Raw genomic sequence first — 20,358 nt, 5'->3', positions numbered from 1 at the left:
TATGATTTTTAGGTCAGACGGAAGTGGTTCCGTTTAATTAATGATTTTCTGGTAAATCAAACATTCCTACCAAATAAGGAGCACTTGTTGTTCCACCCATAGCATTGGTAAATCCTACTTTACCAATTACAATTCCACAAAATGTTGCATTGGAATCTGCTACCAAATCACCTGTAGAACCAACAGCTAAAACACGAGTAACATCTCCATTGTTATTCATAATTCCAGCATGATAGGCTGGAAAACCTCCCGAACGATCTACTTGAATTTCAACTACATTACCGCTGACACAAAGACGTTTGCCACGTTCATTATAAGAATCTTTAAGAATTCTTCCACGCTTAGTTGATTCTAAATCTTTAATATCACCAATTTTGGTTGCATTACTTTGCATCCAATATGCTAAAACACCAGCTGCGGCAGGAAATGCATCAAACTCATCTGTCATTCTAGGTTTAGCATTTTCAATCGCATCAGATAAGGTTTTACTTGAATTAGAACCATTGAAAGCTTGTTGCATAGAACTCTGAGATTCTTCTGAATGTTTTTCTTCAATCTTAGTTTCTTGTTCTTTAGTTTCTACATCATGAGTATTTGATGTATTTTGCTTTGCACATCCTGATAACAAAAATAATGCAATTAATAATGGTAATGTTTTATCAAGAATCATAGTTTTCCCCGTTTTCTTAATATCTTGGTTGCTTCTTTAAAATTGTACTTATAATCTCTCAACAATTCATCATCATTATATCTAATCCAGAGAATCCACAACGTAGGTATTACACAACCTACAAACATCATCATTATCACTATTGCCCAATCAGTAGGTCTTAAATTACCAAAAAGATTAGGTAAAATAAGAATAAACATAAAATATAGAGTCGCAGCAGAACCCAACAAAAACCATGCAAAAGGCACTACTCGTTTAAGATAAAGTTCAGAAATTCTACCCTTACAAAAACTACGCTCATGGAATAATTCATGATCACTTAAATCATAAAGCGTTTGACGTTCTGGGTAATAAATATTTTTATCACCAGATATAAAATCCCCATCAAGTTTATTAATTTTAATTTTTTTAATCTCTTGGATCTCGTTCATACAACCTCCTAATTCACCTAGTTACGTTTTTATCTCCATTTACAACGTCGCCACGCTGTTTACCAATTTTTATTTTGGTTTGATTAGTTGTAGAAGGAGCATTATTTATGGTTTGAATTTTTGCATTATTTTGCGTGCCTTTTCCAGAGTTTGCCCCCTGATTTACGACATCGCCTGACGTTTCTCTTTCTAGCCTAAATAATGTAGCGAGTATCTTATCTTTAACCTCTGTAGCAGCTTGACGATATTTAATAATAAGTAGTTCTTCTTCATGTGAGTATGTTTGTTCTATTTCACCAAATAACACGTAAGAAATATCAAAACCAAGATTTTTCATAAGTATTAATTTGTCACTTGGTATAGCCGTAACACCAGTCTCCCAACGCTTAATCGTCATATCACTAACATCAAGTAATAGAGCTAATTTCTGTTGAGTTAGCTTTAATTTTTTTCGCTCATTTTTTAATCTATCAGAACATAAATGTAACATTTAGGGGTAAATCCGTATTGAAAATAGAACATATATGTTCTATTGTCTTTTTAACAGGTGAAATTATTCACCTAATTAACCAAAACAATCACCACATGAACCGCAAGGAAAACACCATGCAATCACTCAAAACAGGAGAGCAAGTAAAGCAGGACTTTATTGCTTGTGGCGACACGATTCACGCTTGGTCAGTTCGTAATGGTTTTGATCCAAGCGAGGTTTACCGAGTTATCAATGGCTATAACAAAGCCACCAAAGGTAAAGGGTTTTTAATCGCTGTTGCTCTTGGAATGAAAGCTAAGCCAGCTCATAACGCTAAAAATAGCACAATTTACCCTAACTTTGCATAACAAAAACAGGGAGAAAAATCATGAAAAACGATACTTCGATATTTGCATACATCTTTTTAGCACTAACGGTATTTAGTTTTTTTGGTTGGTACATGGCTGAACAAGACAACGAAATCCTACGCAAGGAACTCTCCATATATACCAATAAGGAGATTTTTAAATGAGCACAGTCAAATCTGCGGGCAAAGTTTTACGGGTTATTAAGGCACTACGCGGACATAGCTTGTCAGGTGTAAGCATCAAGGAGCTTTCAGAAAGCCTGGGTGAACCAGCTTCACAAGTACACCGCGCTTTACAAACCCTGATCGATGAAGGCTTTGCAAAACAAGAACCAAACGGCCTTTACACCATTGGCACAACATTAGTTCAGATCGCAAAGGCACATGACCGCGAAATCGAACGAGCAAAACAACGCATTGCCGAAGTTGAGCAACGCAGCAGTATCAATATTTACTAAGGAATCACCATGGATTTAGAACATTCACAAGATTTAGCTGTTTCTGATCATGCTCAAAAACTTGGCAACCTAGCTGTTTCCCTTGGATATGAAGGCGCATTAACTCTTGGTGCTATCGAGGATGAAATTCGTTTTTACCAGCAACGTACTGTTGAAGCCTGCATGGAATTGGGAAAACGTTTACTTATCATGAAAGAAATGACACCTCATGGTGAGTTTGAAAAGCGCATAGAGATTCTAGGTTTTAGTTCTCGTATGGCTAGAAAATTCATGTCTGCGGTTCTTAAATTTTCAAATCGGAATTCGAGTTCCGTTTTGAATGTCGCTAAAACTCAAACAAAACTTTTAGAGTTGGTTGTACTTGATGATGACGATCTAGATGTTATTGAACAAGGCGGCAGCATTGGAGATGTTAATCTAGATAGTATTGAAACTATGTCTGTACGTGAGCTTAAACAAGCATTACGTGAAGCAAAATCAAGCCTTGAAGCCAAAGAACAGATTATTCACTCCAAGGATAGACGTAACAACGAGTTACTAGAAGAGAATAGCAAGCTAAAAAGTCCTGTAGCAATCAAAAAGCGTGCCGAAAATGAACAACAGGAATTGTCTAAAAAAGCTTTGCAAGAGCTAGATGCAGCCTGTCATACCATGCATAACGATGTTGTGCGTTTTACCAATAACATCAATTCATTACTTGATGCTATCAATGAACATGGTCTTTACGACATACAGGACAAGCTTGAATCATCTGTTGTAGCAGCATTCCAGCAAATTGCGCAAACAAGTGTCGAGCTAGGTATTCAAATTGATTTTGAAAACATGGTGACACCTAGCTGGATGACCGCCGCAACATCACCAGAGTTCATTGAAACCAACGCAGAACTGGAGTCTTAATCATGACGACTCCAAACTTAGCAAAACAGGATTATCTCCGTGAGATTGCAGCCAAACTTGGGGCAGCTAAGTTTGGTGAGAAAGCTGACATCATTAAAACCGCATGTGAAACCTTACAGATCAGTCGTCCACAACTTTATCGCGAGCTAGAAACAGTAGGTTTTAAGTCAGATCGTAAACCGCGTTCTGATAAAGGTAAAACCGTCGTTCCGACTGATGTGGCTGAAATGATCGGCGGTATGGTGCATGTTGCAACCCGTGCCAACGGTAAGAAAACCCTGCCAATTACCACTGCGTTAGACATGCTGATCGCAGACGGTAAAGCACCTGATGTATCAGCAGCAACTATTGCACGAGTGATGAAGCAACAGATGTGCCACCCTAAACAATTGGCTCAACCATCTGCGCACACCCAACAAAAGTCATTGCATCCAAACCACGTCTGGCAAGTCGATGCATCAGTCTGTGTATTGTTTTACCTCCCCAAAGGTGGGATGCAGGTGATGGATGAGAAAAAGTTTTACAAGAACAAACCTGCCAATGTGAAAAAAATCGAAAATTACCGCGTGATTCGTTTTGTCATGACGGATCATTTTAGTGGCTCAATTTATGTTGAATATGTCACTGGCAGTGAAAGTTCTGAAAATCTGATTCAAATTTTCTTAAACGGGATTATTAAGCGATCTGCCCAAGAGCCTATGCATGGTGTGCCTAACATCTTATATGCAGATAAAGGGTGTGCCAACACTAGCGGTTTATTTAAAAATTTACTGCAACGTTTAGATGTGACTTTCATTCCACATGCCACAGGAAATTCACAGGCTAAAGGTCAGGTCGAAAATGGCAACAATATTGTAGAGACACAATTTGAAGGGCGCTTGCGCTTCATGACAATTAGCAGTATTGAGCAACTCAATGAGTCAGCCAAACAATGGCGCACATATTGGAATGAAACCAAGATACACAGTCGTACTAAACGTTCAAGAAATGCAGTTTGGCAAACTATTAAGCCAGAACAGTTACGCATTGCTCCACCACTTGAATTGTGCAGAGAACTAGTCAGCACCATGCCAGAAAGTAAGACCGTGACAGGTAACTTAACGGTCAGCCATTCAATTAAAGGCTACGGTCAACATGATTATGACGTTCGTCATGTACACGGTATTTACCCTAAAGCCAAAATCATGATTGTGGTCAATCCATACCGTGCGCCAGCCATTGATGTCATAACACAGGATGAACATGGCAATGACGTCATTTATACCTGTGATCCTATGCAGACTGACTGGGTCGGCTTTAGAGAAACAGCCGCAGTGATTGGCGAAGAAATCAAGGCAATGCCTCAGAGCAAGATTGATGAGAACCGTAAACGGATCATCAAAAAGGCTTATGACGCAGAGACCTTAGAACAAGTCGACAAAGCGATTGCCAAGAAAAAGCCAGCCTACAACGGTCAATTAAACCCAATGGCAGATATCCAATCAGCCACAGTTCCAACCTATATCAATCGCGCTGGCGAACAGGTAACCACGCCACAACAACGTCGCCAAGTTGCACCACTCAACCTGATTCAGGCAGCAAAGGCTATACGTGGTCATGTCGGCGATCTCTGGACTGCTGACTGTATGACCATTCTTAAAAACACGTACCAAGACGGCAATGTGCCACAAGAAGATATTCCTTTTTGGGTGGAGCGTATTAACGCAGGCCTCAGCAGAACCAAACTTAAAGTGGTCGGAGAGTAATTCATGAGCGCATTAAAACAACTATTGAAACAACACAACGTGGCGCAAAGCTCACTCTGCAAACCACTAGGAGTCAGTACCGCAACAGTCAACTTATATGTCAATCATGGTCAACGACCATAAAAGAACCCTGATCAATTTCAGTCAAAGTTCATTGAGCTTTTACAGCAAAAAGGAATTGCAGCAGATCAAATTCAACAGGCATTAGAAGCTGAATTGCATGCTCGAAACGACCAAGAACCAAACATGCAACCAGCAACTGCCCCATCCGAGGAAGAGCAACTTATGTTACTACGCAAACAAACCCTAACAACAGATGCAAAAAGACAATTCAAGCTATTTAAGAATATTTTTACCGAATCTATTCGTAGCTCAGGGGAATTATTTAATAACAGCGACATCAATTATGTTCGTGAAGCCATGTGGCAAGCCATTAAAGGAAATTCTTCCTTTATTGCTGTTGTGGGTCAATCAGGTGCAGGCAAATCAACTTTACGCCGAGAATCTATAGATCGTATCGAACGTGAGCGTGAATCCACCATCGTCATTGAGCCTTATGTTTTAGCTGCTGAAGATAATGACATTAAAGGCAAAACCCTAAAGGCTGCACATATTGCCGAAGCGATTCTGGCAGCGCTTGCACCAAATACCAATGCTAAACGCTCACCCGAAGCACGCTTTCGCCAAATCCATAACTTGCTTAAAGAGTCGAGTCGTGCTGGACATCATCACGTCATCATCATTGAAGAAGCGCACAGTCTACCCATTCCAACGCTTAAACACCTAAAGCGTTTCTTGGAACTTGAGAACGGTTTTACACCTTTATTAAGCGTCATCTTGATTGGTCAGGACGAGCTTAAAAATAAACTTGCCGAGAATAATCAGGAAGTTCGTGAAGTAGTCCAACGCTGTGAAATTATCACGCTTGAACCATTCACTCAAACCACACTGGTTGACTATTTACAGCATCGTTGCAAAGCCGCAGGCCGCAAGCTTGAAGAGTTTATTGACCAATCAGGCTTAGATGCGATTTGTACCAAGCTCACTCGGAATGTTGGACGCAGCAAACAACAAAACGAAAGTCTTTTATACCCACTTGCCGTTGGCAATCTTCTAACAGGTGCACTCAATGTTGCTGCCGATCTAGGTGTACCCGTGGTGACTGGTGACTTGGTTATGGAGGTGTGAGCCATGACCCTTAGAAATGTACTTATTTTAAATTTTTGGCTGATCTTTGCAGCAGCAATTTTGATCAGCTCAATTGGAGGCTGTCATGGCTGATTTTGCAGATATTGCTGAACAACTCAGCGAAGAACAACGACAACAGTCGCTTGCAAACCGCGCTCAGTTTACAGCGCATAGCTATTTTGAGTGCGAGGACTGCAGCGTCGAAATTCCAGAACAACGTCGCAAGATTGGCGGCGTAACACGCTGCACAGAATGTCAAACCTGCTTTGAATCTCAACGCAGAAATTACAGAGGATAAAGCCATGACGACACAAGAAAAACGCGCTCAGTTTGCCAAGGATTTAGACAAATTAGTTGGTGGTGATTATGTGCTTGTACCCAAAGCTTCTGCTCAATTTTGCGCTGAAAAAACAATTGATCATGTTCATGACAATATCCGTGAGTTTGGTGCAAATAGTGAACTTGAAGCTGAATGGAAGGCGCATGCACATGCTTTGATGACTGCAACAGGTGATACACGCTATGAAAACTAATTGCCCAACCTGCGGAAGTACTAACAGTCTTGATACCTTACTTGCTTTTAGCGAAGCATCAAAGGCATTTGCGGCTGCTGTCAAGTTGCACGGCAAGCTCGGTACACCACTAATTAATTATTTGGGTCTTTTTCGTTCTCAAAACCGTGCTTTGAAATTTGAACGCGCTTTGAATCTATTGAACGAAGTCACGCCTCAGATTCAATCTAAGCAGATTCAATTCAATCGCCAAACTTTTCCTGCACCTGTATCAGCTTGGGTATGGGCTATCAATATCATGCTTGAACGTCGTGATCGTGGTGAATTGGATACGCCTCTCCAAAACCATAACTACTTATATAAGGTTATCACTTCATATAAACCTGATCAGCATGCTGCACCACCAAGTAAAGCTGATACATCAGAACACCCACCCATTGTTACTGAAAAATCACTCTATGAACGTGAGCAAGAACTCAAGGCACATGAGCGTCTTAAAAATGAACCAGCAGCAGTATCAATGGCTGATCTAGTTGCCAAAGCAAATTCAGATAAACCCAAGGTCAACCGTACCTTAAAAGCTATCCCACCCTCACAGGTTTTTGCTCATGTAGCACAAAACCGCAGAGATGGTGAAACCCATAACCAATGTTTTGAACGCCTTTTGGCAGAGCAAGAACAAGGAGCAACACCATGACAGCACAACAGATTCCACATGGCTACTGGGAAAATGCAACAGGTGCATTGGTTCCAGAAGCCAACGTCAAAGAAATTGACAAATTGCGCGACCAAACCGTGCGTACCATCTTCAAAAAAGCTGAAGAGTTACACGATTTCCTGAAAGCTTTTAAAGAGTTAAGTTTTAGCGATATTGCCAACTTTAGCCAGATTTCTGCCGACCAATACGGTGCAAAAATCGGCGGTAACAAAGGCAATCTTACCCTAACGAGCTATGACGGACGTTTAAAAATTCAGCGCAATATTGCTGAGAGAATTAGCTTTAATGAGCAGCTTCAAGCGGCTAAGCAGCTCATTGATGAATGCCTAGAGGAATGGACAGATGGCAGCCGCAATGAAATTAAAGCCCTGATCAACCGTACCTTCAATGTCGACAAAAAAGGAGAAATCAGCACAGCCAAAGTACTAGCCCTTAAAACTATTGAAATCGACCATCCGAAATGGCAATCAGCAATGCAAGCCATTTCAGACAGCATCAACATTATTGGCAGTAAAGCCTATCTACGTTTTTACATCCGCGACGACTCGACTGGTGGTTATTTACCACTATCACTCGACATCGCATCTATTTAATTACAGGAAATCTCAAACATGAATAAGTCAGAACTTATACAACACATTGCAACAACAGCGGGCTTAACCAAAGCACAAGCAACAGTAGCTCTGCAAGCATTTGAAACAGGTGTTATCGACACCCTTGCGAACGGTGGCGAAGTAGCACTTGTTGGCTTCGGTACTTTCAAAGTTTCAGATCGCGCTGCGCGCACTGGCCGCAACCCTAAAACAGGCGAAGAGCTTCAAATTGCTGCGGCAAAAGTACCAACGTTTAAAGCAGGTAAAGCACTTAAAGAGGCGGTGAACTAAATGAAATTCAAAGTTGAAATATCAAAAGTCTACGTTCAGACCCACATTGTTGAAGCAGATGATGTAGATCATGCGCGTGAAATTGCAACTGAAATTTCGGATGGAATGGTAGCTGATCATCGCACCTTTTATGAAGGTAATCGTAATGTCACTCAAGTAGATAATGCAAGTGAAGTGACTTATGAACCTGAACAAGATTATTTGAAATAAGCGAAACACAGGCATCCGCCTTGCGAGGCGATGCCTCTCACTACCAGAGTTGTGATCCAGTACTGACGAGCAGCGAGGGAAATAACATGAGCGAATTTATGAAAAATTTTATAGCAGCAAGAACAGCCATTACAGATAAACATGGCACTGATAAACCAAAAAGATCAATTAGCGATGAGATGGAATGCCCGATTTGTAAAGGTCGACTCGAATATTCAATTAGTTCTCATAACGGACATATTTCTGCTGAATGTAAGACCTCTAAATGTGTGAGTTGGATTGAATGACCATGAATATAGAAACAATAACTTTCACCATATCAGTGATGACAGCCCTGTTGGAAAATGAGGGTGTAGATATCAACTCCGTAAAAATCAACCTCAAAAGTGGTGATTTAAGCGACAACTTGGCAGAAGTCAATCTAATTGATTTGATTAATGCTGCAAAAAAACATTTAGCACATATTTCACAAGATTCTGCACGTTTTGATTTCATCATGGAGAATCGTATTCGAGTTGAAAAGTGGAATACAAATCCTTCCACTCAATACTATTTCGTCATGAACGAAGATGATGAGTCTATTGCTAAGGAGCTGGATGGTCGAGATGCGATTGATGCGGCAATCAAGTTTTTTGAGGAAGAATACAATGATTACTCGTGATGATTTAGACAAATTACCACCCGAAGTGGTTGAAAGTTTGGGAGAGGTTTCATGAGCAAAACTATCTTTAAATATGCTCTAGCACTTCAGGACAATCAGACCATCGAAATGCATGCGGGTTGCAAAGCTTTGTGCATCGATACACAACAAGGTGATCCACAACTTTGGGTGTTATGTGATCCTGAAATGCCAAAAATTAAATACAACATTTTATGTGTTGGTACTGGCCATGAAATCACCAAGCCAGTTGGTCAATATCTTGGAACAATTCAAATCTTTCGAGCAGTACCTCTAGTTTTTCATTTCTTCTCAAGTCTTGCAGATGCTGCACAAGCATTGTCTTTGATTGGAGAACCATCATGATTTTGGCTTTCTTTGCTGTCTTTCTACTTGGATTATTCCAGTGCTTCCAGCAAGCACGTCTGGCTTGGCTCTCGCGCAATGTTGACGGCCTAACCGTTTTTCAACGTCGCTCATACTTACTAAAAGCAGGTTGCTCTGCAAGCCTCGGCTTGCTTGCTCTGATTGGTTTGTATGACGCAACCAAGGGAGTATTTTGATATGAAATTCAATAAAAAAGCCAAACTCATCCAGCTTATTCATATTGGTAAATCACAGCTCGGTCTTGACGACGAGCTTTACCGTGAAATTTTAGAAAGTTGTACAGGCAAAACAAGTTCAAAACAACTTTCGATCCCACAGCTTGAAGCTGTGCTGGATCGCATGAAGCAAATCGGCTTTGTCATCGATTCAAAACCTAAATCTGAAGTTAAAAATCTGGCCAGTGATCCACAGAGCAAATTGATCCGCCACTTGTGGTTACAACTTCATGAAGCAGGCCAAGTCCGTAACAGCAGCGAGAAAGCTTTGGCTAAATTTGTCGAAAATAAAGTCGGTGTCAGCGCACTACAGTTTTTGAGTAGTAAGCATGCAGACTTGATCATTACTCACTTACGCCAGTGGTGCAAACGTTGCGGCATTGAGCGTGTAGAAGTCTAAAAAGTAAAAAGCCCATGACTGCAATCATGAGCTTTTTAGATTCAACCCAACCCGCTAAAGTTAAGAAGAAAAATATCTATACCACGACGTAATAATAACATTTGCTTAAAGTGGGAGCAATCAGCATGGCGTACCAGGTTCACATTGAAGACGCACAAGAAGTACTTGAAGATCAGGAAATTTTAGCGCTTATGCCAAAAAATTGGCGCTTCATCGCAGAATTGATCGGAATTGAAAAAACCCTACGTTTGATCAAAGAATACAAAGGCACTGTATTACACATTCCTTTTGTCATCAAACGTGGCCTAAATGTGGAACATGACATTGCGGGCGTGATTGGTTTAAAAGCGCTTCAGGAGCTTGCTAAGCAGCTTGGTGGACAGCGTATAGAAGTTCCTATGGGCACCATGATCACTTCAAGCATGAAGTTTAAGCTAATACAAAAAGCATTGGCTAAGGGTGAATCTAAGGCAAAGCTGGCACGCAAGTTCGGAATAACACCGCGCTGGATCAGAGAAGCCGCTCGCGCTAAAATCAAACCACTCGAAGAAGACAAAAATCTAGATTTGTTCAAATAAAAAAAGCAGGTTCTAAACCTGCTTAAATTTGAAATCAAATTCTAAAATCTATCCCACTCAATCCCATCTTATCCCACAAAATCCCACAATTATCTCAACACTCTTATATCTTTATATTATTAGGTATCAATAATATTCGCCATCATAAGATCCCATCACCGAATAATCAGGATGTAACGCATCTTTATTGGTGACATCATTTTGGCCGCCAGTGAAGCTTAAGGCTAGATTTTTGTAGTTCAGGCCTGTAAACAATGCCCATGTCTTACGGTTTCCATCTAAACCAGAAGTCTTATTTTCAATATCGGAGTACCAGTAAGAACCACCCACATTCATGCTCATATCAGGTAAGAGTTTAATATCCTGACTTACGCGCGCAATCCACATATTTTTTTCATTTAACGTCGATTGGGTTGGATCACTGGTTTTGACAAAATTTGCAGTATAACGCGCCGAATCACGGCTATCGCCCGTATAGTGCCCACCATCAGTTGCAAAGTAACCTAAATCAATTTTGGTCGAACCGATTTCATGATGATAATTTGCACCCAGATTATGTGCATCTTCCAATCCCATGGTGTTATTAATCCCACCATAGAGTGAGCTTTCCCAAAAACGACCAATACCAAATGGAACAGGCTGTAATCCTAAGGTTAATGTTTGCTTATCAGTAAAACGATATCCTGCATAAGCATCAACCAATGTCGAGAAATCACACAAGGTACTATACTGATAACAACGGTATTCGGCATGACCAAACCATTGAGGCGAATCATAATCTAGCGCCAATTTAGCCGCATTAAACTGGAGTTTATGATCGTTATCCGATCCGTAATTTTTATCCTGATAATTGGCGCGTACATAGCCCGAAATCGTCAGTGCACCCGTATCTGTTTTTGCATCGCCAAACGTGAAGCCTGCAAAGCATGGTAATGCCATTGAGATACTGATCAACCCCACACAACTACTCAAATATTGTCTTTTCATCACTTTTTCCCGCTTTTCATTTTGGCTTAGCATTTTTTGGTCGAGACAGTGTAATCACGCGCTGTTACTTTAGACTGGTTAAATACAAAGTAAACAACAGCGGTTACGATCATGCCTACAATCCATGAGATATCAACGTCTTGTATGACATTGGCCCAGCGCCCTGTGAAAAATGAATTGGTAAGAAATGGAATTTGAACCACAATTCCAACAAAATACGTCACCAGAGTTTTCATGTTGTATTTGCCATACTGACCACCATGTTCATCAAAAATTGAAGCAATGTCGTACTGCATTTTATTGATGTAATAGAAGTCCATCAGGTTAATCACCACCCAAGGCACTAAAATGAAAAGCAAGGCAAAAATAAAGTTAAGAAAGTAGCTGATAAAACTGCTTGATGCCCAAAGTGCCGTACTGGTTGCAAGAATGAGGACAAAAATCGAAAGAATGATTCGTGTCGATTTGGTTGGAATCCATTTACCTGCAAATGTTTGAATTGCGGTAATAAATGAAAGCGAAGCGCCATAAAGATTCATGGCATTGTGACCAATAATATTGCATAAGAACAAAATCATGAGCACCACGCCAAAACCACCCGTGGCAGTTTTCACCGCTTCCATAGCATCATTGATGGTAAATAAACTTACCGCAAGCATACCGAAACAAAATGCCACCACAGTACCAAGAGCTGCACCCAGATAGGTATAAATAAACGGCTTAAAAATCCCAATCTCTTTAGGCAAATAGCGCGAGTAATCCGAGGTATATGGCGAGAAACTGATTTGCCAGATCGCACATACACAGAACATTGCAAACCAGCCTTTTAAATTAAAAGAGCCTTTTGCCAATACATCTGCTGTGACATGTGGAATCATGAGAGCAAAGCCAATCAGCAATGCGCCGCCCATAAACCATGTTCCGATTTTGTTAAATTTATGAATAAAATGATAGCCAATAATCCCGATCAGCGTTGCTGTAATTGCACCAATCACAGTTGCTGTTGGTACCGGAATAGCAGGAATCACGGTATGTAGCGTTTTTCCAGATAAAATAATGTTTGACGTAAAAAAACCCAGATAGATAAAGGTGGTAAAAATGACAACCAGTAAAGCACCATAGCGTCCAAACTGTGCTCGACTTTGAATCATTTGTGGAATACCCACCTGCGGCCCTTGTGCAGAGGTCAGTGCCAAAATGGAGGCACCAAAAAAATGACCGAGAATAATTGCGGTCAATGCACTCATGATATTGAGATGAAATGTTTGCACTGACATCGCACCCGTAATGACAGCTAAAGGTGCAATATTGGTACAAAACCAGAGCGTGAATAAATCTTTCACGTGACCATTACGTTGAGAAGCATCCACATAATCGATACTGTTGCTTTCTATTTCAAACGCTTTGTTTGATGTTGCATTTTGACTCATTTCCTTAGTCTCACTTTTAAGACAACTGACCCAGATGACAATTCCAATCATTCCTGAAAGGAATTTTTTATTCCTTTAATTCAAAGCAATTTTTAGACCATTTTATATACAGATTTTAAAAATTTCTTTGAATGAAAGTGTTCATCTTTACGCTTCCTTTCCAACAGCTAAAAATGGAGATTAAGTTCAATGGGGTTTTCATTGTTTTGTTTTTTAAATATTTTTATTTAAAATAAAACTTAGCCAAACCAATACCAATTTCAGGTTTAGCCTTAGAAAATCCATTTTCTGACATTAATCCCTTTCTTTAATTTACTTGAATAATCAAGTAAATTTACGACATCAAAATCATCCTGATTTGACTCACTACCTCATAACAAAAGGATCATCAATTGGCTGATCTGACATTCGAAGCCAGACAGTTTTTGTGGTGGTGTATTCAAGTGCAGCACTCAAACCACCTTCACGACCGTGGCCTGATAGTCCATAACCACCAAACGGTGCCAGTGGTGAAACAACCCGATAGGTATTGAGCCATACAATCCCCGCACGAATGGCACGGGTCATACGATGCGCCCGATTTAGATTGCTAGTAAACACACCAGACGCCAGCCCGTAAGGCGTACTGTTGGCTTTTTGAATTGCTTCTGCTTCTGTAATGAACGTATCGACCGATAGCACCGGACCGAACAGTTCGGTATGAATACTTTGTGCATCGGGCACGCCAGTACAATCCAGAATTGTCGGCGGATAGTAATACCCCGCTCCTGCGCACACTTGACCACCAGTGATCAGTTTTGCACCTTGTTCAATTGAATGCTGCACCACTTGCTGAATCTTTTCACGTTGCTTGAGCGTGCACAGTGGGCCGTATTCGGTTTGCATATCATCGGGTAAACCCATCTTGATACGTTGTACACGTTCAGATAAACGCTGCAAAAATTCATCTTTGATACTTGCTTCAATCAAAAGACGCGAACCCGCCACGCAGCTTTGGCCTGTTGCAGCAAAAATTGCTGCAATCTGTGCATTTAAGGCACTATTCATATCTGTATCTGCAAATACGATAAACGGAGATTTACCCCCGAGTTCTAGTGAAACCTTTGCCAGATTTTCTGCACTATTTCGGACAATGTGTTTGGCTGTTTCTGGACCACCGGTAAATGCAATATGGGCCACTTTAGGATGTGCACTTAATACAGCACCACATTCTGGACCAAAACCAGTAATTACATTCACCACACCAGCAGGAAAACCAGCCTCATCAATCAATTTAGCAAATTCGAGTAAGGGTGCCGGTGCTTCTTCAGAAGCTTTTAATATAACCGTACAACCTGCCGCAAGCGCTGGTCCGAGTTTAACCGCAGACAAAAACAATTGACTGTTCCACGGTACAATCGCAGCAACCACACCCACTGGCTCACGTACAAGCCATGCCTGCATATCGGGTTTATCGACTGGAATCAAACTGCCTTCGAGTTTATCTGCCAGCCCTGCATAATAGCGATAGTACTCTGCTACGTAAGCAATCTGGCTGGAGGTTTCACGAATAATCTTGCCGGTATCTGTGGTTTCTAAAGCAGCAAGTCGTGGTGCCGCCTGTTCGACCAGGTCGGCAAGTTTATAAAGTAACTTACCGCGCTGAGTGGCCGTCAACCCCGCCCAACTGGCGTTATAAAATGCTTGTTCGGCTGCATCTACCGCACGATTGACTTCATCTGTTCGTGCTTCTGGCATTTTTGCCCAGATTTCACCTGTAGCCGGATTGATGCTGTCAAATTGCGCAGCACCATTCTCAAACTGACCGTTAATATACAGCTGAAATTTTTGCATGACGGCGATCCAGTTTTGATTCAGAAAATGCGGGCATAACTTCATTAATCATACGTTCGAGAGAGGCTTTTTTACGTTCAAAACTCATTCCGGTATCAATCCAGAATGAATACTCGTCGTATCCCATAGCTTCATACGCTTTTAAACGCTCAATCACTTCTTGTGCCTGACCAATGACATTATTTTTACGCATCGCTTCAGGTGTATAAAAAGGATGCGCTGCAATTTCTTCATCTGATAATGGTGCAATCAAACCTTGATTGATTTCACGTTCATTTTTAAACCATGCACCGAAATAGTTGTAGAACACGTTCATCTCATTAGCCGCAAGCTGCGCATCTTCTTCACTATCTGCCACATAAGTATGGCGTAGCAACATGATTTCAGGGCGTGCAATATCCTGAAACTTTTCACAGGCGCTATTGAAATGTCCCATTAACTTTTCGACTTCTTCGTCGCCCTGATGAAGCGGAGTTACCTGTACGTTACAGCCATTTTGTACAGCAAATTCATGACTATTTGGATCACGTGCTGCCACCCAAATTGGAGGATAAGGTTGCTGTAATGGCTGAGGTGCCGATGTGGTTTTCGGAAACTGCCAAAACTCACCGTGATGTTCATAATCCCCTTTCCATAGGTTTTTAACGGCGGGAATCATTTCGCGTAAACGCTGACCAGCACTCCATGCATCCATACCGGGTACCATACGCTCGTATTCAAAAGAGTACGCACCACGGGCAATCCCGATATCCAGACGGCCATTACAAATAATGTCGGTCATAGCCGCTTCGCCAGCCAATTTGATCGGATGCCAAAACGGTGCCACTACGGTACCAGTTCCCAAACGTACATTTTGGGTTTTGTTAGCTAAGTCGGCCAGATTCAAAAACGGATTCGGCGCAATGGTGAAATTCATGGCATGATGCTCACCCGTCCAGATCGCGTGCATACCACCACGGTCGGCAATCTGACACAACTCAATCATTTCATCATAAAGCTGTTTTTGTGTTTGCTGATCCGAGACACGTTCCATGTGTACAAATAGTGAAAAACGCATGGTTAAACTCCCTCTTTAACAATTTGACGAACTGTGCCACTGGTATGATTACCGTAATAAACACCATAGGTTTTCAGATAATTTTCTTTGCGATAACGCATCAGCATGCTTTGTAAAGCACTGTCGACGAACGTAAGTTTTTCAAGGTCATTTAAATCGACAAACTGACCTCTATGCGCAGTCGCTACAGGGGTATTACACAAGAATGCAATGTATTGCTGCTGAGTGGTGATATCGTCATACACAGAATAGATAAAGCTGGGTGATGCCTCTGGCTGATAGGTTGCAAAGATCTTTTCCAAGGCTTTTTCTGCACCGTCTTTTTCGACCATCAAATGCGGCAAGGCCCATTTATGATCGGCTGTCTGTTCGAGCAAGATTTTATTTTCGTGCCCAATCAATGCCATCATCATGACTTTCATGCTTGAAATGACATCTGTAGAGGATTTGGCTGGCGTGAAATAGGCACCGCGATAGTAGCCAAGACCTGCAAAACCCGCCGAAGCAAAATTTTCTACTTTACCAATGAGTATGGCATGGTCACCTGCATCGACCACCTGATAGGTGGTACAGTCGAACCAAGCACTGACGCCGTCAATTAATGGATTTTGATATTCACTTTTTGTCCAAGCTAAATGAGCAAATCGATCATCGCTTGGGCGGGCAAAGGTATTAGATACATCTTTTTGTTCTTCTGCCAAAATATTAATGGCAAAGTGTGATGCATCTGCAAAGTTATGATAATTGCTTGATGTCTTGGCAATGCTGACTAAAAGCAAAGCTGGGTCCAAAGACACCGAAGCAAAAGAGTTTGCGGTAAAACCAAGCGGCGTCCCGTCATCTTTACACGTGGTCACGACCGTCACGCCTGTCATAAATGATCCAAAGGCATCGCGTAGCTCACGTATTTTATTCACTGCATCCATTTCGCTCATTTCAATACTCCTTCAATCTCTGAAACAAATTAGGGGGCTGTTTCCAACCACGCTTGCATCGCTTGATTGACTTTCTCAGGTGCGGTGAGATTCACCATATGCCGTTCGTTTTCAATCACAATTGCAGTGCCATGCTTGGCCTGATTTGCCATTTGTATAGTCATTTCTGCGGTTGAGTTTGGATCATCTGTTCCAGTTAATACCAGTGCTGGACATTGGATATCCGCCCAGCCATCTGCATACACCAAGTCCCCTTGTGCAAAAGCACGATAGGCGGTGGTATATCCAGACATATTCACGTTTTCAAGCCACGATTTAACCCGTTCGGATGCGGTCTTTTCAATTTCGCTTTGGCCAAACCAGCGCTGCAAAGGTGTATCGATATCCAGATGACCTTGTTTGAGCGCTTCGGCTCGCTGAATCACAGCTTCTCGAGCCGCGTCGGTACGCTTATACACACCATTGAGTACTGCCATGCGCTTTACTAGATCTGGTCGGGTCACACTTACACCTGTAGTGATGAGTGACCCCATCGAATGTCCCGCCAGATTGACAGGCCCCAGATTTAATGCACAAATACACTCAATGGCCCAGTCTACAAAATCTTGTAGCTGTGCATCTGCTGCAAGTGCAGTACTCTGACCATGCCCTGGCATATCCAGAGAAACAACATGATAATGCTTTGAAAAATAATCAATTTGTGGATACCATGCCTCGGCCTGCATTCCTACACCGTGAATGAGAACCAGCGGTTCTCCTTCACCTTGCTCAAAATAATGAGCGGTACGATTATTTGACAGCTGCAGGGTTTTTGAGATCATGGCCTAACTCTTCTAAATCTTTATAACGATCACCAATCCGGTGATGTGGGCGACCTGCGGTTGAGGCTGCAATCACCACCACCAGTTCATCTGCAGCGGGTGCATCGGCAATCGCGAATTGAACTGTCAAATAATGTGAACGGCGACCTTCATCATTTTTGTCCATCATCGGCACTAAAATCGGTGCATTTGCTGGGCCACGTGTATTGTTAAATGCCAAATAAGATTTCGCACCCACAGCGCTGCGGTAAGTATTACCAAAGTGCAAGGTATGAATGAGTGCAGAAGCATGTTCGAGTTCACCATCGAGCCCGACAACAGCAGATTTACCAAATGCCTCGACGGCTTCACCAGAACCAACTTCATCAATAATCATCTTGGTTAAATGCTTGCTCAACTCTGGCGCAATGCGACGGATTTCTGGTGCAAGATCTTCGACATATCCCTGTCCAGCCCATGGATTTTTAAGTACCGCAGCAGCAGCCACCATCTTTAATGGTGTTGGCGCTTCTTTGCCACCATCCACATAAATTGTTTCTACGTGCAGTACTGTTTTTCGGATTAGGCTCACGGATTTTCCTCCCTTGTTTTACATCAATATAAAACACAATATTATGGTATACAATAGTACAGACTACTCAAGTACCGTTTTTTTTGCTAATATTGATGCCTATAAATGTAACCAAAAATTACACAAATAAATTTTGAGTGAGTGTATGACTTTGAATCTAAAAATCGAGCATCCCCCTATTACGTTGAGGGAAATGGCACTAACTAATCTGCGTAATGCCATCATTACAGGCTATTTCCCGGCAGGAAAACGTCTGGTTGAGCGAGTATTATGTGAAGAATTAGGCGTGAGCCGCACGGTGGTACGTGAAGCGATTCGTTATTTGGAAGCAGAAGGATTGGTAGAAACCCTACCCAATAAAGGCCCGATTGTATCGGTATTAAACTGGCATGTTGCGCAGCAGATCTATGATATCCGTTTATTACTCGAACAAAGTGCCGTAGTTGACTGTACTAAAAAGCTTGACGAGCAAGGTAGTCAGAAACTTCAAAGCCATCTACAAAAGCTACATGATGCATTTGAAGATGGAAAAATGCAGGATTTACTCAGTGTTTCTAGAGATCTGTATCGTTTTATTTTTGAAATTGCCAATCATGATATTGCTTGGGAAGTAGTTGAACGCCTCAACGGACGAATCAGCCGTTTACGTGCCATGACCATTAATTCACCCCATCGTGCGGTGTCGGGTTATGAACGTATTTGTACGATTGTCGAGGCAATTTTAATAAAAGATGCCGATGCAGCCAAAGCAGCCGTTGCTGCACATTTGCATGAGGCATCGACAATCGCCAAGCAAATTCTTGAAAAACAAATACAGGAACAATAAATCAAAGGGATTAAATATGAGTGCTTACTGGATCGCACATGTCACCATTCATGATATGCAGCAATATCAGGAATATATGAAACTTGCGCCGGCTGCCTTTGAAAAATACGGTGCAAAATTCTTAGCGCGTGGTGGTGAATCTGTTTGTTTAGAAGGACAGGCTTATCAGCGTCATGTCATTATTGAGTTTCCAGATCTGGCGACTGCACAACAATGTTATGACTCAGAAGAATATAAACAGGCGCGTTTAGCGCGTGAAGGATGTGCAGATGTGATGATTAGCTTCGTAGAAGGCTTGCCAACAAGCTAAGACAAAACCCAAATACTCCTTAAAAAAAGGACAAATATATTGGGCAGATATTTGTCCCAAAACGAGTCGATCGCGTTCATCATTTTAATGGGGAAGTGATGAACGCTTGCAATGATCTTCCCGCATTACAATAACACATTGATTCCATATATTTTTCCATCAAATTCCTGTATCGCATCTTGCAAAACACCCCACAAGTAGAGTGCTGCCGCACGATCACACAGAATATTAAACTTATGCGTATTTGGATCACTAACATTTACCACTATTGCATTGATTCGTGCGACGGATGTCTGTGCAATCTGCCCCACCTGAAATACATCAAGTCGCATATCCACAGCACATAACTTTGCCATGAGCTCGGCTACAGGCGCGCCAGATAACTGAATCCATGCATGGCTATCTTGGCGTGGCAGTAAATAATTGGCACACTCATCCATTTGCCAACCTTGCTCCAACTGGCTCACGCGCTCACCAAAATCCTGAAGCGACCCAAGTACACAATATTCAGTCAAGGATAAACGTAGTACCCAGCATCCATCTTCTTGCTGTATGGCCTGATTCGGTTGCTGTGGTAATTGAAATCCATAACTGCTCAAGTAGGCAGCGGCATCTTGTCCTCTAAACCCTACACGGGATAGATTGGTTAAATCTACAATACTGCACTGGGCTATCGTTTTTTCATCGGAAAAAGATTGGTCCTGAAGAAAGCGTTTTCCCAAACCAAAGCTTTGATATGCAACTTGAGATCCACCTATTTCAATAGGACTACGTTCTGCCTGATAAAGTGACTGCATG

At 41.7% G+C, this 20,358-nt stretch carries 28 protein-coding genes and 2 pseudogenes; 19 read left to right on the top strand and 11 right to left on the bottom strand.

Annotated features, from left to right (window positions below):
- Nucleotides 1–37 precede the first annotated feature (37 nt).
- The 3 genes from ADA42_RS09240 to ADA42_RS09230 are packed head-to-tail and all read right to left on the bottom strand — an operon-like array spanning nucleotide 38 to nucleotide 1,591.
- Nucleotides 38–670 (bottom strand): hypothetical protein, encoded by a 633-nt coding sequence (locus ADA42_RS09240; protein WP_048764829.1) that lies wholly within the window; start codon nucleotides 668–670, stop codon nucleotides 38–40.
- On the bottom strand, nucleotides 667–1,101 hold the full coding sequence (locus tag ADA42_RS09235) for a hypothetical protein (RefSeq protein WP_048764826.1): 435 nt from the start codon (nucleotides 1,099–1,101) through the stop codon (nucleotides 667–669). Before ADA42_RS09235 ends, ADA42_RS09240 begins: the two co-directional genes overlap by 4 nt.
- Before the next feature lie 13 nt (nucleotides 1,102–1,114).
- Complete coding sequence (locus tag ADA42_RS09230; protein ID WP_048764825.1) at nucleotides 1,115–1,591, bottom strand: helix-turn-helix domain-containing protein; 477 nt, start codon at nucleotides 1,589–1,591, stop codon at nucleotides 1,115–1,117.
- Between the two features lie 17 nt (nucleotides 1,592–1,608).
- On the opposite strand from ADA42_RS09230, the gene ADA42_RS09225 reads away from it, so the two are divergent.
- The 17 genes and pseudogenes from ADA42_RS09225 to ADA42_RS09150 all read left to right on the top strand — a co-directional run bounded on the left by ADA42_RS09225 (nucleotide 1,609) and on the right by ADA42_RS09150 (nucleotide 10,790).
- Nucleotides 1,609–1,941, top strand: coding sequence for a DNA-binding protein (locus tag ADA42_RS09225; protein WP_241485697.1), 333 nt, complete (start codon nucleotides 1,609–1,611; stop codon nucleotides 1,939–1,941).
- A 160-nt stretch (nucleotides 1,942–2,101) separates the two neighbouring features.
- Nucleotides 2,102–2,398 carry a helix-turn-helix domain-containing protein gene (locus tag ADA42_RS09220; protein ID WP_048764821.1) on the top strand — a complete coding sequence of 99 codons (297 nt, stop codon included), beginning with the start codon at nucleotides 2,102–2,104 and terminating at the stop codon, nucleotides 2,396–2,398.
- A 9-nt stretch (nucleotides 2,399–2,407) separates the two neighbouring features.
- Nucleotides 2,408–3,295 (top strand): DUF3102 domain-containing protein, encoded by an 888-nt coding sequence (locus ADA42_RS09215; RefSeq protein WP_048764820.1) that lies wholly within the window; start codon nucleotides 2,408–2,410, stop codon nucleotides 3,293–3,295.
- A 2-nt stretch (nucleotides 3,296–3,297) separates the two neighbouring features.
- Nucleotides 3,298–5,040: a DDE-type integrase/transposase/recombinase gene (locus ADA42_RS09210; RefSeq protein ID WP_048764818.1), complete on the top strand. Its 1,743-nt coding sequence runs from the start codon at nucleotides 3,298–3,300 to the stop codon at nucleotides 5,038–5,040.
- Nucleotides 5,041–5,043: 3 nt separating this feature from the next.
- Nucleotides 5,044–6,228 (top strand): annotated as a pseudogene (locus tag ADA42_RS09205) (ExeA family protein).
- An 85-nt stretch (nucleotides 6,229–6,313) separates the two neighbouring features.
- Entirely contained in the window at nucleotides 6,314–6,526 is a 213-nt protein-coding gene (locus tag ADA42_RS09200; protein WP_048764817.1) for a TraR/DksA C4-type zinc finger protein, read from the top strand.
- A 4-nt stretch (nucleotides 6,527–6,530) separates the two neighbouring features.
- On the top strand, nucleotides 6,531–6,761 hold the full coding sequence (locus tag ADA42_RS09195; protein ID WP_048764814.1) for a hypothetical protein: 231 nt from the start codon (nucleotides 6,531–6,533) through the stop codon (nucleotides 6,759–6,761).
- Nucleotides 6,751–7,437 (top strand): hypothetical protein, encoded by a 687-nt coding sequence (locus ADA42_RS09190; protein WP_048764813.1) that lies wholly within the window; start codon nucleotides 6,751–6,753, stop codon nucleotides 7,435–7,437. Before ADA42_RS09195 ends, ADA42_RS09190 begins: the two co-directional genes overlap by 11 nt.
- Nucleotides 7,434–8,051, top strand: a complete 618-nt coding sequence (locus ADA42_RS09185; protein WP_048764811.1) for a DUF3164 family protein — start codon at nucleotides 7,434–7,436, stop codon at nucleotides 8,049–8,051. The genes ADA42_RS09190 and ADA42_RS09185 overlap by 4 nt, the downstream gene beginning before the upstream one ends.
- 18 nt (nucleotides 8,052–8,069) lie before the next feature.
- Nucleotides 8,070–8,342 (top strand): HU family DNA-binding protein, encoded by a 273-nt coding sequence (locus tag ADA42_RS09180; protein ID WP_048764810.1) that lies wholly within the window; start codon nucleotides 8,070–8,072, stop codon nucleotides 8,340–8,342.
- A complete protein-coding gene (locus tag ADA42_RS09175; protein WP_048764807.1) occupies nucleotides 8,343–8,552 on the top strand; it encodes a hypothetical protein in 210 nt (69 codons plus the stop codon). It abuts the gene before it with no gap.
- 86 nt (nucleotides 8,553–8,638) lie between these two features.
- Entirely contained in the window at nucleotides 8,639–8,839 is a 201-nt protein-coding gene (locus ADA42_RS18025; RefSeq protein ID WP_068534989.1) for a hypothetical protein, read from the top strand.
- A gap of 2 nt (nucleotides 8,840–8,841) precedes the next feature.
- Nucleotides 8,842–9,213 (top strand): hypothetical protein, encoded by a 372-nt coding sequence (locus ADA42_RS09170; RefSeq protein ID WP_152682183.1) that lies wholly within the window; start codon nucleotides 8,842–8,844, stop codon nucleotides 9,211–9,213.
- Between the two features lie 51 nt (nucleotides 9,214–9,264).
- Nucleotides 9,265–9,576, top strand: a complete 312-nt coding sequence (locus ADA42_RS09165; protein ID WP_048764802.1) for a DUF7352 domain-containing protein — start codon at nucleotides 9,265–9,267, stop codon at nucleotides 9,574–9,576.
- A complete protein-coding gene (locus tag ADA42_RS09160; RefSeq protein ID WP_048764799.1) occupies nucleotides 9,573–9,773 on the top strand; it encodes a hypothetical protein in 201 nt (66 codons plus the stop codon). The genes ADA42_RS09165 and ADA42_RS09160 overlap by 4 nt, the downstream gene beginning before the upstream one ends.
- 1 nt (nucleotide 9,774) lies before the next feature.
- Entirely contained in the window at nucleotides 9,775–10,212 is a 438-nt protein-coding gene (locus tag ADA42_RS09155; protein ID WP_048764797.1) for a gp16 family protein, read from the top strand.
- A gap of 125 nt (nucleotides 10,213–10,337) precedes the next feature.
- Entirely contained in the window at nucleotides 10,338–10,790 is a 453-nt protein-coding gene (locus ADA42_RS09150; protein ID WP_048764795.1) for a Mor transcription activator family protein, read from the top strand.
- A 132-nt stretch (nucleotides 10,791–10,922) separates the two neighbouring features.
- On the opposite strand, the pseudogene ADA42_RS09145 reads toward ADA42_RS09150, so the two are convergent.
- The 7 genes and pseudogenes from ADA42_RS09145 to ADA42_RS09115 form a co-directional block, all read right to left on the bottom strand.
- Nucleotides 10,923–11,777: pseudogene (locus tag ADA42_RS09145) on the bottom strand (hypothetical protein); the annotation flags it as partial.
- Between the two features lie 26 nt (nucleotides 11,778–11,803).
- Nucleotides 11,804–13,207 carry a purine-cytosine permease family protein gene (locus ADA42_RS09140; RefSeq protein WP_025094937.1) on the bottom strand — a complete coding sequence of 468 codons (1,404 nt, stop codon included), beginning with the start codon at nucleotides 13,205–13,207 and terminating at the stop codon, nucleotides 11,804–11,806.
- Between the two features lie 366 nt (nucleotides 13,208–13,573).
- Nucleotides 13,574–15,040 carry a (Z)-2-((N-methylformamido)methylene)-5-hydroxybutyrolactone dehydrogenase gene (tgnC, locus tag ADA42_RS09135; protein ID WP_004948560.1) on the bottom strand — a complete coding sequence of 489 codons (1,467 nt, stop codon included), beginning with the start codon at nucleotides 15,038–15,040 and terminating at the stop codon, nucleotides 13,574–13,576.
- The gene (gene tgnB / locus ADA42_RS09130) at nucleotides 15,015–16,097 is read right to left on the bottom strand and encodes a flavin-dependent trigonelline monooxygenase oxygenase component (RefSeq protein WP_004939152.1); all 1,083 of its coding nucleotides are present in this window, start codon (nucleotides 16,095–16,097) and stop codon (nucleotides 15,015–15,017) included. The genes tgnC and tgnB overlap by 26 nt, the downstream gene beginning before the upstream one ends.
- Nucleotides 16,098–16,099: 2 nt before the next feature.
- Nucleotides 16,100–17,032, bottom strand: coding sequence for a flavin-dependent trigonelline monooxygenase reductase component (gene tgnA / locus ADA42_RS09125; RefSeq protein WP_004939155.1), 933 nt, complete (start codon nucleotides 17,030–17,032; stop codon nucleotides 16,100–16,102).
- Nucleotides 17,033–17,061: 29 nt separating this feature from the next.
- The gene (gene tgnD / locus ADA42_RS09120; protein WP_004939158.1) at nucleotides 17,062–17,853 is read right to left on the bottom strand and encodes a (E)-2-((N-methylformamido)methylene)succinate hydrolase; all 792 of its coding nucleotides are present in this window, start codon (nucleotides 17,851–17,853) and stop codon (nucleotides 17,062–17,064) included.
- Nucleotides 17,822–18,424, bottom strand: coding sequence for an amino acid synthesis family protein (locus ADA42_RS09115; protein ID WP_004939161.1), 603 nt, complete (start codon nucleotides 18,422–18,424; stop codon nucleotides 17,822–17,824). Before ADA42_RS09115 ends, tgnD begins: the two co-directional genes overlap by 32 nt.
- A gap of 151 nt (nucleotides 18,425–18,575) precedes the next feature.
- Between ADA42_RS09115 and ADA42_RS09110 the strand changes: the two genes are divergently transcribed.
- Together ADA42_RS09110 and ADA42_RS09105 are read left to right on the top strand one after the other, a co-directional pair.
- The gene (locus ADA42_RS09110) at nucleotides 18,576–19,250 is read left to right on the top strand and encodes a GntR family transcriptional regulator (protein WP_228137575.1); all 675 of its coding nucleotides are present in this window, start codon (nucleotides 18,576–18,578) and stop codon (nucleotides 19,248–19,250) included.
- A 16-nt stretch (nucleotides 19,251–19,266) separates the two neighbouring features.
- Complete coding sequence (locus ADA42_RS09105; protein WP_048764790.1) at nucleotides 19,267–19,560, top strand: DUF1330 domain-containing protein; 294 nt, start codon at nucleotides 19,267–19,269, stop codon at nucleotides 19,558–19,560.
- Nucleotides 19,561–19,685: 125 nt separating this feature from the next.
- Here the strand turns inward: ADA42_RS09105 and ADA42_RS09100 are convergent, their stop codons facing one another.
- Entirely contained in the window at nucleotides 19,686–20,357 is a 672-nt protein-coding gene (locus ADA42_RS09100; RefSeq protein WP_048764788.1) for a sarcosine oxidase subunit gamma, read from the bottom strand.
- Between the last annotated feature and the right edge of the window lies 1 nt (nucleotide 20,358).

The sequence above is a fragment of the Acinetobacter sp. 243_ASPC genome, assembly GCF_001054715.1.
In the GTDB taxonomy this organism is placed as follows: Bacteria; Pseudomonadota; Gammaproteobacteria; order Pseudomonadales; family Moraxellaceae; genus Acinetobacter; species Acinetobacter soli.
This window is presented reverse-complemented; position numbering and strand designations above follow the sequence as displayed.